The organism is Polaribacter sp. M10, from assembly GCF_054968445.1.
The window spans coordinates 246340-263154 of record NZ_JBSSBG010000003.1 but is presented as its reverse complement, the minus strand read 5'-3'; the positions used below and the strand labels follow the sequence as shown (position 1 = coordinate 263154).

Sequence of the window (16815 nt, the reverse complement as noted above, 5' to 3'; positions counted from 1 at the left end):
ATGAACCATCAAAAAAAAATAATAAAAGTACACCCAGCTGATAATGTTGCAGTTGCTTTGGTAGATTTAAAAGAGGGAGAAATGATCTCTTTTAATAATGATGATATTTTGGTTGTGTCATTTGTTAAAGCCAAACATAAAATTGCACTGCAAAACTTTAAAATTGGTGATGAAATTTTAATGTATGGTGTTTTAGTGGGTAAAGCAAGTTTTACTATAAAAAAGGGAGAAGTTTTAACCATAGAAAATGTAAAACATCAAAGTGCAAAAGTTACTCAAAAAACTGGAACTATAGGTTGGACAGCTCCAAATGTAAACAAATGGAAAAATAAAACCTTTATGGGCTATCATAGAGAAGATGGCCAAGTGGGTACTGCAAATGTTTGGTTGTTTTTTCCACTCGTTTTTTGCGAAAATAAAAACATAGAAAAATTAAGAGGTATTTTTGAAAAGGAATTGTTAACGGTAAAATCTAACAGTCATCAAATGTTACTTCGTTCTTTAGTTAATGGAGAAGAAAATATTGATAGCATAGAAAATGAAGCTACTAAAGTTTTTGAAAACATCGATGTAAAGTTTATAACACATCCAGGAGGTTGTGGCGGAATTAGACAAGATTCTGAAAGTTTGGCAAAATTATTGGCGGGTTATGTAAAAAATCCTAATGTTGCTGGAGCTACAGTTTTAAGTTTAGGATGTCAGAACCTTCAAATAGATATTTTTAATAATGCACTAAATGCTATAAGTCCAAACAATACCAAGCCTATATTAATGTACGAACAACAACAGATGGGCACAGTAGATGAAATGCTTACATTTGTTATTAAAAATTCTTACGATGCTATTAAAAAAGCAAATAATATAGTAAGAAAACCTGCACCTTTATCAAAATTAAAAGTAGGTTTAGAGTGTGGTGGTTCTGATGGCTTTTCAGGCATTTCTGCAAACCCAACTTTAGGATATACTTCAGATATGTTAGTTGCCTTAGGCGCATCTGCAATTTTGTCTGAGTTCCCAGAATTATGTGGAGTAGAGCAAGAATTGGTAAATAGATGTGTAAAAGAAGAACATGCTAACAAATTTCTAAATTTAATGCAAGCTTTTGAAAAATCTGTAGTGGATGCTGGATCTGGGTTTGACATGAACCCTTCTCCTGGGAATATTAAAGATGGTTTAATTACAGATGCAATGAAGTCTGCAGGAGCAGCAAAAAAAGGTGGTTCGTCACCAATTGTAGATGTTTTAGATTATGGAGAATACGTAACCCAACCAGGTTTAAATTTATTGTGTACGCCAGGTAATGATGTAGAAAGCACTACTGGTATGGTTGGTTCTGGAGCAAATATTGTTTTATTTTCTACTGGATTAGGTACTCCTACAGGTAACCCAATTACCCCTGTAATAAAAGTATCATCAAACTCTGATTTGGCAAATAGAATGAGCGATATTATTGATATAGATACAGGTGATGTAATTCAAGGAAAAAAAACAATAGAACAAATGGCAGAAACTATGCTAGATTATATCATTAAAGTAGCTAGTGGAGAAATTTCATCTAAAGCAAGTTTACTTCATCAAGACGATTTTATTCCTTGGAAAAGAGGAGTTTCTTTATAATAAATTAACCTTAATTATTAATTCGTAAAGAAGATTTACGAATTAATAATTCTGGTTGTAATACAATTTGTTGAGATCTCTTAGTTTTTATCTTTTTATCTACTTCGTCTAAAAATAATAATGCAGTTTTTCTACCCATTTCTATTGGAAATTGGTCTACAGAAGTTATAGAAAGTTCCATAAAACGTGTAAAAGGTTCGTTACTAAAGCCAACAACACTAATATCTTCAGGTATTTTTAAACCTCTAGATTTAATTTCTTGTATTGCACCAAGAGCAGAAAAATCACTCGCAGAAAATATAGCATCTGGCGGATTTTGTAAATTAAGTAATTCTGTTGTTGATGTTCTACCAGATATAACTTTACTATTAGTTTTTATAACTAAATTTTCGTCAAATTCTAATCCATGATCGAGTATTGCTTGCCTATAACCTAAATATCTATTTTTAAAAATTTCTAGCCTTCTGTCATTAGATAAATGGGCAATTCTCTTATATCCTTGTTTTATAAGGTGTTTTGTGGCTTGGTAAGCTCCATTAAAATCGTCTATGGTTACAGAACTAACATTGGCAATATCTTTTTTTCTGTCAAAGAATATAAGTGGCACATTTTTTTTAGAAATACTTTCAAAAATATTACTCTTAGTTTGGGCATTGGTAATAGACATTAAAATACCATCTACTTGTGCGCTTAATAAAGAATTAATATTCCCAATTTCTTGTTCTTCTTGATCGTGAGTTTGGCAAATAATTACATGATAACCTTTAGGGTATAACTCTTCTTCTATTCCTCTAATTACAGATGCAAAAAAGTTACTGTCAATTCTAGGTACAATCACCCCAACATTAAAACTCTTACCGCTTTTTAAAGCTTTTGCTAAGGTGTTCTGCTCATACTTCATTTCTATTGCAGTTTCCTTAACTAATTTTCTAGTTTTTTCGCTAATTTTTGGATTGTTATTAAGGGCTCTAGATACTGTAGCAGCTGTCAATCCTAAATTTTCGGCAATATCATAGATTGTCGTTTTCTTTACCATATTGCTAATTAATGATTTTTTTTTGAATTAAATATATTTTTGATTAATAAATTTTGATAATCCAAAGTTTATTAATAATATTGTGTAATCGATTACATTATTTCTAAATTCTATACTTTAACTATTAATGAAAAATATATTTAAATATTCGTTTTATATTCTGTTTGTAGCGCTTTTTTCTTGTAATAGCAATGATGATGACTTTACAGAAACTGCTGTAAGTAGCATTATTATTGATGGCGATGATATTAATGATGGAAAATCTTCTCAAATGCGAGCCGAAATTTTTCCAATAACCGCCTTAAATAAATCCATTATTTGGAGTGTTTCTGATGAAACAATTGCTACCATTTCTTCAAGTGGCTTAGTAAAAGCAATAACAAACGGATCTCTAACTGTTTTTGCAAATTCTAAAGATAATGCAGAAGTAAGTGCATCTAAAGATATTACTATATCTGGAGTTGTTGTTCCAGACGTTTTAGTATCAAGTTTAACAATCTCTGGTTCTGATATTATAAACGGGCAACCACAAAACTTTACTGTAGAGGTCTTTCCTGCAAATGCAACAAATCAAGATGTAAGTTGGTCAGTATCCGATAATACTATAGCCACTATTAATTCAGAAGGTTTATTAACACCCCTAAATAATGGAGTTGTAAAAGTTATTGCAACTTCTAAAGATCCAAATGCGGTATCAGCAGAATTAGAAATTAGCATATCAGGTTTTTCAAATATTCCAGGTGTAAGCACTAGTACAGAGCTATTAAATGCCATTCAAAATGCTATTTCTGGTGATGTTATTTATGTAAAAGAAGGTGTTTTTACTTTTAGTACTACTATTAAAATCACACAAAGTGGAACATCAACAAACCAAATATCCATTATAACACACCCAAATAATTCTCAAAGACCAATTTTTGATTTCTCTTTAATGTCAGAAAATTCATCCAATAGAGGTATTGAATTATCTGGTAGTTATTGGCATATAAAAGGAATTAAAATTACAAAAGCAGGAGACAATGGAATGTGGATTAATGGACATAATAATTTAGTGGAATACTGCGAGTTTAGCGAGAATTCAGATACTGGATTGCAGATTAGCAGTGGTGGTAGTAATAATACAATTCTTAATTGCGATTCTTTTTTTAATGCCGATTCTACTTTAGAAAATGCAGATGGTTTTGCAAGTAAATTAGATGCTGGTGATGGCAACAAATTTATAGGTTGTAGAGCATGGCAAAATTTAGATGATGGTTGGGATGGTTATTTAAAAGGTACTGATAATATAACCACAACTTATGAAAACTGTTGGGCAATTAAAAATGGATATTTAAAAGATGGTAGCAAAGGTGTTGGAGATGGAAATGGTTTTAAAACAGGTGGTAGTGATGACAAAACATTAAAACATAATGCTATTTTTAGAAACTGTTTAGCTGTGGGTAATGTTGTTGACGGATTTGACCATAATAGCAATAGAGGTAATGTAGAAATTTATAATTCTGGAGCCTATAATAATGGTAGAAACATCAATTTCGGAAGCTCTAATACTGCAAATGCATTAACTATAAAAAATACCGTAAGTTTTTCTGGTGATAATAATGATAGTTACAATGCAACAAATATAGATATTACCAATAATGGTTGGCAAAATGGAATTCTAACAAATACTAGTGATTATGTTAGTTTAGACATAGTTTTATTAACCAGTTCTAGACAGTCAGATGGTAGTTTACCTGAATTAGAATTTATGAAATTGGTAGATGGCAGCGATCTTGTAGATGCTGGTATAAATGTTGGATTATCCTTTAACGGATCTGCACCAGATATTGGTCCTTTTGAAAAATAATCAAATTTTAAGTTTAGAAATTAATTTTTAGTAAAAAAAGCATCAAAAAACTATGGTTATAGTAAAAATGTCTTGTTTACAGCTAAAAAATAATTATATTTGTGTAATCGATTACAATTAACTAAAAAATGAATTAATACTTAAATTAATTTTATGAGAAACAATAAAACAGTATTTTGGAAACTAAGATCCAAAATAAAAGACAGAAAAATTTCTTCACTTAGTTTTTCTAAAAGCTTTAAAGCTTTACTTTTTACATTTTTATTCTTTGCTTATACAAACATTCAAGCACAAGATAATATTATTGTAAATGGAGTAGTTACAGAACTAGATACAGGTGTTCCTTTGCCAGGAGTATCTGTAATGATAAAAGGCACAACAAAAGGAACGTCTACAGATTTTGATGGTAATTTTAAACTTGCTAACGTTTCAACAAATGCAGTGTTGGTTATTTCTTATTTAGGGTATGCAACAAAAGAAGTAAAAATAGAAGGTAAAACGAATATTAAAGTTGCACTCTCACCAAGTACAGAATCTTTAGACGAAATTGTTGTTGTTGGTTATGGAACATCAAAGAAGTCAGATTTAACAGGTTCAGTTGTTGCTATTTCTGGTTCAGATATAGCAAAACAACCGATTTCTAATGTTGGAGAAGCCTTAACTGGGCGTTTACCAGGTGTTCAAATTGTTTCTTCAGAAGGGTCTCCAGATTCTGAAATGAATATTAAAATTCGTGGGGGAGGTTCAATAACACAAAACAGTTCTCCTTTAGTTATTGTAGATGGTTTTCCTGTAAATAGTCTTAGTGATATTGCATCTTCAGATATAGAAAACATATCTATATTAAAAGACGCTTCTTCAACCGCAATTTATGGTTCTAGAGGTGCAAATGGTGTAATAATTGTAACTACTAAGAGTGGTAAAAACGGAAAAGTCACAGCAAATTTTAACACCTTTTATGGTGTTAGTAGTATTGCCAAAACTATAGATGTATTAGAGGTACAAGATTTTGTAAAATGGCAATATGAGTACGCATTGCTTAGAAATGATGGTAGTGATAGACCAGAAGAATCTTATGAAAGATATTTTGGTTTGTGGCAAGATTATGATCAATATTTAGGTCAGAAAGGAACAAATTGGCAAAAACAAATCTATGGTGATTTAGGTACAGTTGAAAGCCGAGATTTATCTGTAAGAGGTGGTTCAGAAAAATTTAATTTTAATTTAAACTATGCTTTATACGATCAAAAAGCCATAATGTTAGGTTCTAAATTTAGAAGAGATAACCTTTCTGTTTCTTTAAAAAGTAAAGCAAGTGAAAAAGTAGACTTATCTTTTACATTCCGTTATTCTAATACCGAAGTTAATGGTGGTGGAGCAAATGAACAAAACGAAGTTTCATCAGCAGATTCACGTCTAAAACACAGTGTTGGCTATTCACCAATTCCACTTCCTGGTTTAACAACAGATGAAACAGATGAAGCTTTACAGAGTTATTTGGTAGATCCTTTTCTTGCTGTAGATGATAATCAACGTCAAAAAACAAGAAAAAACTTTAATATGGTAGGTAGTTTTTCTTGGGAGGTTTTAGAGAATCTAAAATATAGAATGGATATTGGATTAGATAACAGAGAAGATGGAGATAACCGTTTTTATGGTAGATCAACTTATTATGCTAATAATAGACCATCAGCAGATAACCAAGGTTTGCCAGCTTTTGTTACAACCGATAAAAGACAAACTCGTTTTAGAAATGCCAATACTTTAAATTACGATTTTAAAGAATTGTTACAAAGTGATGAACATGAACTTAAGTTGCTTTTAGGTGAAGAGATGCTTATTACAGAATCTAATACTTTAACTCAAGAAATTCATGGTTTTCCTAAGTTTTTTGATTTCAATACTTCAAAAAATCTTTTTTCACAAGGTACTCCTCAAACTGTAGATAATTTTTACAGTCCAGATGATAAATTACTTTCTTTCTTTGGTAGAGTAAACTATAGTTTTAAAAACAGATATTTATTAACAGCTACTTATAGAGCAGATGGTTCTAGTAAATTTTTAGGAGATAATGCTTGGGGTTATTTTCCTTCAGCTGCTTTAGCTTGGAAAATAACGGAAGAAGAGTTTTTAGAAGATTCAAGCTGGGTAGATGTATTAAAACTTAGAATTAGTTATGGTGAATCTGGAAATAATAATATACCAACAGGCCAAACAGCTAGAAATTTTCAATCTAGCACTACTACTTACATAAACGATGTTACAAATTATTGGGCACCATCAACGGTACTTATTAATCCAGATTTAAAATGGGAAACCACAGTTACTCAGAATATAGGTTTAGATTTTGGTTTATTCGATAGTAAAGTTACAGGTAGTTTAGAGGCTTATAAAAATGTTACAGAAGACTTGTTGTTTAGGTTTAATATACCAAATGATACAGGTTATGCCAGTCAATATAGAAATGTTGGTGAGGTGCAAAACTCAGGAGTTGAAGCTTCTTTAAATTTCACAATTTTAGAAAAATCAGATTATGCTTTAAATCTTTCTGTAAATACAAGTATCAATAGAAATAAAATACTTTCTATGGGGGCTTTAGAAAATTTTGGAGAAAATACAAATTGGGCATCATCTCAAATTGGAGACGACTATTTAGTAACAGTTGGCCAGCCATTGGGTGTAATGTATGGGTATAGAAATGCAGGTAGGTACGAAGTTTCAGATTTTAATTACAATCCTGACAATCAAGAATACACGTTAAAGTCTGGTGTGGCCGATAATTTAGTTATTGGTAATGTAAGGCCAGGTTCAATGAAGTTAAAAGATATTAGTGGCCCAGAAGGTGTGCCTGATGGTGTAGTTGATGCAAATGATCAAGAAATTATCGGAAATTCTAATCCAGATTTTATCGGTGGTTTTGTACTCTCTGGACGTGCATATGGATTTGATTTATCTGCAGCGTTTAATTTTAGCGTAGGTCAAGATGTTTACAACGCAAATAAAATTGAATTTACCACATCAAACGAAAATGGACAGTACAGAAATCTAAGCACTATAATGGCTGATGGTAATAGATGGACAAATCTAGATACATCAACTGGTCAGTTAGTAACAGATCCAACTCAATTAGAGGCTTTAAATAAAAATACAACCATGTGGTCTCCATATATGTCTAGATATGTTTTTAGTGATTGGGCTGTAGAAGACGCTTCTTTTTTAAGATTAAATACTTTAACATTAGGATATACTCTTCCTGAAACCGTAGTTGAAAAATTGTCGGTTACCAACTTAAGGTTTTATGTAACTGCAAATAATGTGTTTGTGTTAACCAATTATTCAGGCCCAGATCCAGAGGTATCAACAAGAAGAAAAACTCCATTAACACCAGGTGTAGATTATTCTGCATATCCTAGAAGTAGACAGTTTGTTTTTGGATTAAACTTAAATTTTTAACAATATATTTTTTAGAATATGAAAAAAATAAAATCAATATTAATTTTAGGAGTACTTATACTTACTCTTTTCAATTCTTGTAGAGAATTTGAAAGTGATTTTTTAGATGCTCCAGTAAAATCTTCATTAGAAGAGTCTTTGATTTTTTCTAATGCAGGTTTAGCAAGAGGTGCTGTAGATGGTATTTTAGAGCCAATGGGACAAACAAATTCTTATAGAGGTAGACACATTCCTAACTATGGTTTTAATACAGACGTAGAATGGCATTACAATTCTGCTTCTGTGGGTAATGCTACTGGAGAACTAGCAATCTATGATGCTAAGCCTAATAACACTTCAATGAATAGAGATAATAGCTCTTGGGCAATGATTTACAGAGGTATTGAAAGAGCAAATATCTGTATAGTAGGTATTCGTGAATATGGTAATCCAGAGCCAGGTAATGAATTAGGGCAATTATTAGGAGAAGCTTTAACATTAAGAGCCTTGTATTATAGCGATTTACTAAAAACTTGGGGAGATGTACTTGCACGTTTTGAACCTATTACTTCAGAAACTGTATATATCGAAAAATCTAGCAGAGATGTTATTTATAAACAAATAATTGCAGATTTAGGAGAAGCAGCTGAGTTAGTTGCATGGCCAAATGAATCATCAGCCACAACTACAGTAGAAAAAGTAAACAAAGCTTTTGTTAAAGGATTAAGAGCACGTGTTGCATTAGCTGCAAGTGGTTTTCAACAATACCCAGGTGATGGTGTTCGTAGAAGTAATGATCCAGATTTATCTGTAGATAAAATGTACAGATTAGCTTTAGACGAGTGTAGAGACGTAATTAATAGTGGTACAGCTTCGTTAGAAACATCCTTTGAAACACTATGGAGAAAATTGAATGAAGAAAATATTTCTGCAGGAGGAGAATCTCTTTGGGAAATTCCGTTTGCAGATGGTCGTGGTCGTGTAAACTTTTCATTTGCAATTCGTCACAGAAGTGTAGACCAATATACAGGACAAGCAAGAGGAGGTACTGCAGGTCCATTACCAACAGTTTTTTACGATTATGATGAAAAAGATATAAGAAGAGATATTACCTGTATACCTTATCAATGGGGTACTGCTGTAGATGGTGTGTCACAACAAGAATTGGTAGATTTAAATACGTGGTATTTTGGTAAATATCGTTATGAGTGGATGAATAGGTATGTTACTTCTTCTAACGATGATGGTGTTAATAAAATTTATATGCGTTATGCAGAAATTCTTTTAATGGCAGCCGAAACTGCAAATGAATTAGAAGGGGTTGCTGCAGCTGCACCATATTTAAAACAAATTAGAAGAAGAGCTTTTGATTCTAGTGATCATCCAACAAAAGTAGAGAACTATGTAAATAGTATTAGCAGTAAAGAAGAAATGTTTCAAGCTATTGTAAATGAACATGGTTACGAATTTACAGGAGAAATGGAACGTAAGCAAGCACTTATACGTTGGAATTTATTAGGTGAAAATTTAAGAAAAGCAAAAGAGAAAATGGCTAATTTAAGAGATCGTACAGGAGAATATGCAGACGTACCAGTAACCTTATATTACAAATATAAAGAAGATGAAGAAACATTAGACATCTATGGATTAAATAGAGGAGAAACAGAAAATCCTGGGGTCGAATATTCTGCCAAAGATTGGACAAATTTACAAGACGACAGAATAAACGCTTTGTTTAAAGAAGGTGTAGATCCAGATACAAGACAATTTTGGCCAATTTGGCAAGTATTTATAGATAATAGTAATGGTAAATTATATAACGATTACGGATACTAATAAACTTAATAACAATTTATTATGAAACTAAACAATGTAATAAAAGTACTATTTTTAGCTGTATTATGCATCAGTTTTTCTAGTTGTATAACTAGTTATGATGAAGATGTTATAGAAGAGCTTTCTATTAAAAGAGAATTTGCGCCAGTAGACTTAACAGCAAGAGTTAGAAATCAAACAAATGTAGAGTTAACCTGGGCTTTAAGAGATGAGGTTACAAATTTTGTGGTAGAATTTAGTGCAGATGACCCAACTTTTTCTACAATATTTTTATCACAAGAAGTATCTGCAGAAGATTTACCAGTGCAAATAAGGTTAGAAGGAGAAACTGTTTATTCAATAAGAGTAAAAGCTGTAAGTTCTAGAGGCTTAGAAGATTCTACTTGGGCATTGGGTGAAGCAACAACGCTAACAGAACAAATTATGTTACCTTCAGAAGCTGGAGATATTCAAGCATTATCTGCAACTTTAAGATGGGAAGCTGGTTTAAATGTAACTCACTTTATATTAGAACCTGGTAGCATAAGATATGATATAACCGCACAAGATAAAACAGCTGGTATTGCTACAATAACAGATTTAACTTCAGAAACAGAGTACACTGCAACACTTTACAATAATGATAAAATTAGAGGAACTGCTTCTTTTACCACTGGTATAGATGTAGGAAATAACACATTAGCGCTTCCAACTGATGATATTTTTCAAATAATTGCAGATGCTGCTCCAGGAGATATAATACTTTTTGAGCAAGGAGATTATACAGATCAAGTAGGTAGAATAACTTTAGATAAATCAATAACTCTAAGAGGATTAAGACCAGATTTTAAACCACAATTAAAAGTTAGTTTTGCTGTAGAAAATGGAGCAACTGACGTTAGTTTAATCGATTTAGATTTAACAGGAGATTTACCATTAGAATTAACGGATATGATAAGGTATAGTGGTGTTGGAAATTATAATTCTCTTTTAGTAAGTGGTTGTAATGTACACGATTATGATCGTTCTTTTATAGCAGGTAATGTAACAGATGCAATTATTCAGTCTATAACCGTAGAAAATTCTATAGTAACAAATGTATTGACTAATGGAGGTGATTTTATCGACTTTAGGTCTTCTGATGTTTTTAACGTAAATGTTAATACAAGTACATTTAATAATTGTGCTCCAGGGCGTGATTTCTTTAGAATTGATGATTCAGGTACATCTACACAAAGTGGTTTAACATGTAATATTGTATTAGATAGCTCTACCATTTATGCATGTTCTAATTCTTCGAGTAAAAGGTTGATGTATGTTAGATTTCAGGACAATAAAATTACCGTAAAAAATACTTTAATTACAGATACAGATTCAGAAGGATATTCAGATCAGAGTAGAACAGATCCAAATCCAACATTTTTAAACAATAATTATTGGAATGCAGATGGCTTTTTTAATAGTAGTCAAACAATATCAGATCAATCAGGTACAAATACTGTTTTAGACCCTGGTTATGTAGATGCAGCCAATGGAGATTTTACAATAACAAACCAAACTTTATTAGATAATGCTGTTGGAGATCCACGTTGGAGACAATAGTAGTTTTAATTGATTTATAACATGCCAAATAGCACTAGTTATTTGGCTTGTTTGGTTTTTTTTAAGTTGTTTAATGTTTAAGGCTAATTTTGCCTTTAATAAGCTTGTAATAAAGTAATTACCTAAATAGAATTCATGTATCTACAATCAAATACATTAATAGTTTTAAAACTAATTATGTTATGAAAACAACATTTTCTTGTTGGCTTGTACTTTTTTGTTCATTAACTATTTTTTCTCAGGAAGTTAGTTTCAGAAAATATGGAGGTTGGTTAGAATCTGCTTATGTAGAATGGCAACCGGTTGATGAAGCAACAAGTTATAATGTATATTATAGTGGTCAAGGAATCGTAAATCGTAAAATTGATAACCAATTAATAAGATGTTATAAAGATGGATCTTACAGGGCAGATATTCTCGGTTTAAAACCCGGTAATTATACAATTTCAGTAGCTCCTGTTATTCAAAATTCTGAACAAATCAAAACCACAACAAATTCAATTGATGTTATTGCTAATGATAGAGCCGGTTTTGCTTTTTCTAACAATCGAATTGTTGGGGGGTATAACTTAGATGGTACACCTAAATCTGGTGCAGTAATTTTATACATTACAGAAGAAACTAAAAATACAATTCAATTAAATGTTACTGGTGCCAATTCTAATCCATGTATTGGTTTACAAGCTATTTTAAATGGTTTTAAAAAAGGGAATGATAATAGACCTTTAATTGTTAGATTAATTGGTCAAATAACAGATCCATCAGAATTGTTAAATGGAGATATTGTTATCGAAAATAAACAAAATGCAAATAGCGCTATAACTCTAGAAGGTGTAGGCGAAGATGCAGTGATAGATGGTTGGGGTATTCGTTTAAAAAATGCTTCGAACATAGAGATTAGAAATATTGGTATTATGAATGTGAATAGTGGAGAAGGAGATAACATTGGTTTACAGCAAGAAAATGATCATATATGGGTTCATAATGTAGATTTCTTTTATGGTGATGCAGGTAGCGATGCAGATCAAGCAAAAGGTGATGGAGCATTAGATTGTAAAAGATCTAAATATGTAACGTTTTCATACAATCATTTTTGGGATACAGGTAAATCAAATCTTTTAGGGTTAAGCGAAACACAAGACGATCCTGATTTATTAATTACATACCATCATAATTGGTACGATCATTCAGATTCACGTCATCCTAGAGTACGTTATTATACAGCACATGTTTACAATAATTATTATGATGGTAATTCGAAATATGGAGTAGGTTCTACCAAAGGCTCATCTGTATTTGTAGAAAATAATTATTTTGAAAATTGTAAATACCCAATATTAACTTCTTTGCAGGGAACAGATATTGCCTATGGAAATGGAACATTTTCAGGAGAAGATGGGGGTACAGTAAAAGCTTTTGGAAATACAATTATTGGAGAAAATAGATTTGATCCTTATGGAGCTGCTGGTCCAACTAATTCTACTTCTAATTTTGATGCTATTGTTACAGAAACTAGAAACGAAACCATACCAAATACAATAACTTCAAAAGCGGGTAGTAATATTTATAATAATTTTGATACTAATGGAGTTCTTTGGTATACCTATAATGTAGATTCAGCTGAAGATGCTAAAACAAAAGTGATGCAATTTTCGGGTAGAGTAAATGGAGGTGATTTTAATTGGACTTTTAATCAACCTGCAGATGATACATCATCTAGTGTAAATCAACCCTTAAAAACTGCACTACTAAATTACACCACAAATTTAGCATGTATTCAAGGTATTAGTCTACCACCCAATGATCAAATATTAGTGGTAACCACAGACAATGCAGATCAAGATATAATAGAGGGTAATAGCTTGCAAAATATTGTATTTACTTGGGGAGGAACAGCAATCGATGCCACTGTTACTGGTTTACCAGCATCAGGAATTTCTTTTGTTAAAAATACGAGTACAAAAACAATTACAATTTCTGGAACACCAACTGCAGATGTATCATACTCAGTGGCTACTTCTGGCACAACAGGAACTTCAGCTGTAATTTCTGGTTTAATAACAATTAATACTGCATCAACAGAAAATCAAATTCATAATTTTACAGAATCAGGTAAAACTAGCGATTTCTATACTATTTCAGGAAATCTATCTACTTCTAAAGGAAATGCTCATTATAATAATCTTACGTTAACACAATGTTTAAAAATAGAATCTAGCACCAATATTTCTTTTACAACTGGTTTAGCAAGTATGCTAACACTTGTTTTTAATGATGGAGTTTCTGGTTCTATAAGAATTGATGGTCAAGATAAAACGTTTACAAATGGAGTACTTTTATTAGAAATACCTGCAGGATCGCATACAATTACCAAAGATGTAACCTTAAATCTTTACTATATGGCTGTAACATACGCGGCTTTAAGTATAGAAGAGCATAATAAAAAGATTAATAAAATACAGTTGTATCCAAATCCTGTTAAAAACCGATTATTTATAAAATCTAATGATAAAATAGAAAAAATTCAAGTTTATAATACATTAGGTAGGTTAATTAAAAGTAATACCAATCTCAATAATATCGATTTAAGTGATTTAAAAAAATCAGCTTATATAGTTAGAGTATATACCAAAAAAGGAATCGAAAAAAAGGTGATAATTAAAAATTAGGTTTAAAATGATGAATTTTAAATGTAAAAAAGAAAAAATATAATGCCCAAAAAAGGAATTTTAATTTTATTTATTTTAATAGTTGTTCAAACCAATTATAGCCAAGAACTTGCATTTCCTAATGCAGAAGGATTTGGTAAATATGCTACTGGAGGACGTGGAGGATTAACCTACGTAGTTACAAACTTAAATGATGATGGTGAAGGTAGTTTAAGAAAAGGAATTGTAAAAAAAGGTCCAAGAACCATTGTTTTTGCAGTTTCTGGTACTATTGAATTACAATCTAAACTAGACGTAAACAAAAATAAAGGAAACTTAACCATTCTTGGGCAAACTGCTCCAGGAGAAGGCATCACTTTAAAAGGATATCCATTTACTATTAAAGCAGACAATGTAATTGTAAGATATTTACGATTTAGAATGGGAGATGAAAACAATGTTCAAGGAGATGCCTTAGGTGTTAATAATGCAAAAAATGTTATTATAGATCATTGTTCAATTAGTTGGGGTACAGATGAAAATGCTTCTTTTTACAATAATAAAAATTTTACTTTGCAATGGAGTATTATTTCAGAAGCTTTAAATAAATCAGTTCATAAAAAAGGAGCTCATGGTTATGGAGGTATTTGGGGAGGCGTAAACGCTTCATTTCATCATAATTTAATAGCCAATAATAATAGTAGAAATCCAAGATTTAGTGGTTCTAAAACAACTCAAAATTCAGAAAATGAATTTGTAGATTTTAGAAATAATGTAATCTATAATTGGGGAGATAATAGTATTTACGGAGGTGAAAAAGGAACTTATAATTTGGTAAATAATTATTTTAAACATGGTCCTGCAACTACTTCGTCAAAATTAGATAGAATTGTAAGTCCATCTAAACCGTATGGTAAATTTTATGTAGATGGAAACTATGTCTATGGGTATAAAAAAATTTCTAAAGATAATTGGCAAGGTGGTGTTCAGTGCGATGATCCACTTGCAACCAAGTTAGACAATGAAATCAATATTTCTGAAAACACAAAGACCGACAAAACGCAAAAAGCTTACAAAAGAGTTTTAAAAGAAGCTGGTGCTAGTTTCTTTAGAGATCCTGTTGATCAGAGAATCATCAAGTATGTAAAAAAAGAAAACGCTATGGTTAAAAAAGGTATTATTGATTCCCAAAATGAAGTTGGTGGATGGCCACTAATAACAGAAAATAAAGCAGGCAAAGACACAGATAAAGATGGAATTCCAGATAAATGGGAGCAAAAAAACAAATTAGATCATCTCAAAAATGATGCTAATTTAAAAACCTTAAGTAAAACGTATACAAACATAGAAATGTATAGTTTCTCTCTTGTTAAAGAATGTATTTAATTATAACAAAACAAAATTATGAACATTAACAAAACAATTTTAGCGCTTTCAATATTTTTGACGACTTTAATTTCTTGTAAAGAACAAACTGCAAAAAAGACAAATTTTTTTGATGAAGCTGATAAAATAATCGAAAGCATCAACATAAAAAAGTTTAATAATCTTACTTTAAATATAAAAGATTTAGGTGCTGTAGCAGATGCTAAAACTCTAAATACATCCATTATTAATGCAGCAATAGATTCTTGTAATGCTGCTGGTGGAGGAAAAGTAATTATTCCTTCAGGAGACTTTTTAACAGGGCCAATTGTTTTAAAAAGTAATGTAAATTTACATTTAGATGAGGGCGCGAATGTCCTTTTTTCTACAAATTATAAAGAATATTTGCCTGTTGTACATACTTCTTACGAAGGCCAAGAATTAATGAATTATTCTCCATTAATTTATGCTTACAAACAAAAAAATATAGCCATTACTGGTAAAGGTGTTTTTAACGGCCAAGCGAGTAATAAAAACTGGTGGCCATGGGCAGGTAAAGATACCTATGGATATATTAAAGGAACTCCTAATCAGAAAGACAGCATAAACTTACCAAGATTATGGGAAATGTCTAATAATAATACATCCGTTTCTGAGCGAATTTTTGGTGAAGGCTATCAACTTCGTCCAACATTTATTGAACCTTTTGAGTGCGAAAATGTATTAATTCAAGGGATAACAATTACAAACGCTCCTTTTTGGGTAATACATCCTATAAAATCAAATTATGTTAGAGTTGATGGAGTAACAGTAAATAGCCATGGGCCAAATAATGATGGTTGTGACCCAGAATACAGCAAAAATGTTCATATTACAAATTGCACTTTTAATACAGGTGATGATTGTATTGCTATAAAGTCTGGTAGAAATAATGATGGAAGAGTGGTTAATATTTCTAGTGAAAATATTGTAGTAGAAAATTGTGAAATGAAAGATGGTCATGGAGGAGTGGTTTTAGGTAGCGAAATTTCTGCAGGTGTAAGAAACGTATACGTTAGAAATTGTAATATGGATAGCCCCAATTTAGATAGAGCAATTAGAATAAAAACGAATACTTTAAGAGGAGGCTTTGTAGAAAATGTTTTTGTAAAAAACATTAAAGTTGGGCAAGTAAAAGAGGCGCTTTTAAGAATAAACACATACTATGGAACCTATGCAAACCAAGAAGGAAAATTTATACCAACTATTAAAAATATTTATTTAGAAGATATTACTGTAGAAAATAGTGGTAAGTATGGTATCTTAATTAAGGGTAGAAAACAAAGCCCTGTAGAAAATGTGTCGTTAACCAATGTACACATCAAAAATGCAAAAACGCCAATATCAGTAGAGAATTCAGAACCTCTTGTTTTCAAAAATTCATCAATAAACGGAAAAAAATATTAAAAAATTAA

The 16815-nt window shown here is 31.2% G+C and carries 9 protein-coding genes; 8 read left to right on the top strand and 1 reads right to left on the bottom strand.

Going from position 1 to position 16815, the window contains the following annotated elements; all coding sequences use genetic code 11:
- Positions 1 to 1617 (top strand): UxaA family hydrolase, encoded by a 1617-nt coding sequence (locus tag ACWYN7_RS05715; RefSeq protein WP_462858887.1) that lies wholly within the window; start codon positions 1 to 3, stop codon positions 1615 to 1617.
- 10 nt (positions 1618 to 1627) lie between these two features.
- On the opposite strand, the gene ACWYN7_RS05710 is transcribed toward ACWYN7_RS05715, so the two are convergent.
- Positions 1628 to 2653, bottom strand: a complete 1026-nt coding sequence (locus ACWYN7_RS05710; protein ID WP_462858886.1) for a LacI family DNA-binding transcriptional regulator — start codon at positions 2651 to 2653, stop codon at positions 1628 to 1630.
- A gap of 127 nt (positions 2654 to 2780) precedes the next feature.
- On the opposite strand from ACWYN7_RS05710, the gene ACWYN7_RS05705 reads away from it, so the two are divergent.
- The 7 genes from ACWYN7_RS05705 to ACWYN7_RS05675 all read left to right on the top strand — a co-directional run bounded on the left by ACWYN7_RS05705 (position 2781) and on the right by ACWYN7_RS05675 (position 16807).
- The gene (locus ACWYN7_RS05705; RefSeq protein ID WP_462858885.1) at positions 2781 to 4499 is read left to right on the top strand and encodes an Ig-like domain-containing protein; all 1719 of its coding nucleotides are present in this window, start codon (positions 2781 to 2783) and stop codon (positions 4497 to 4499) included.
- A gap of 153 nt (positions 4500 to 4652) precedes the next feature.
- The gene (locus ACWYN7_RS05700) at positions 4653 to 7952 is read left to right on the top strand and encodes a SusC/RagA family TonB-linked outer membrane protein (protein WP_462858884.1); all 3300 of its coding nucleotides are present in this window, start codon (positions 4653 to 4655) and stop codon (positions 7950 to 7952) included.
- An 18-nt stretch (positions 7953 to 7970) separates the two neighbouring features.
- Positions 7971 to 9767: a RagB/SusD family nutrient uptake outer membrane protein gene (locus ACWYN7_RS05695; RefSeq protein ID WP_462858883.1), complete on the top strand. Its 1797-nt coding sequence runs from the start codon at positions 7971 to 7973 to the stop codon at positions 9765 to 9767.
- A gap of 21 nt (positions 9768 to 9788) precedes the next feature.
- A complete protein-coding gene (locus ACWYN7_RS05690; protein WP_462858882.1) occupies positions 9789 to 11348 on the top strand; it encodes a DUF5123 domain-containing protein in 1560 nt (519 codons plus the stop codon).
- 182 nt (positions 11349 to 11530) lie between these two features.
- Positions 11531 to 14017 carry a pectate lyase family protein gene (locus ACWYN7_RS05685; protein ID WP_462858881.1) on the top strand — a complete coding sequence of 829 codons (2487 nt, stop codon included), beginning with the start codon at positions 11531 to 11533 and terminating at the stop codon, positions 14015 to 14017.
- Positions 14018 to 14059: 42 nt separating this feature from the next.
- Complete coding sequence (locus ACWYN7_RS05680) at positions 14060 to 15382, top strand: pectate lyase family protein (RefSeq protein WP_462858880.1); 1323 nt, start codon at positions 14060 to 14062, stop codon at positions 15380 to 15382.
- A gap of 18 nt (positions 15383 to 15400) precedes the next feature.
- Complete coding sequence (locus ACWYN7_RS05675) at positions 15401 to 16807, top strand: glycoside hydrolase family 28 protein (protein ID WP_462858879.1); 1407 nt, start codon at positions 15401 to 15403, stop codon at positions 16805 to 16807.
- The last annotated feature ends 8 nt before the right edge of the window (positions 16808 to 16815 follow it).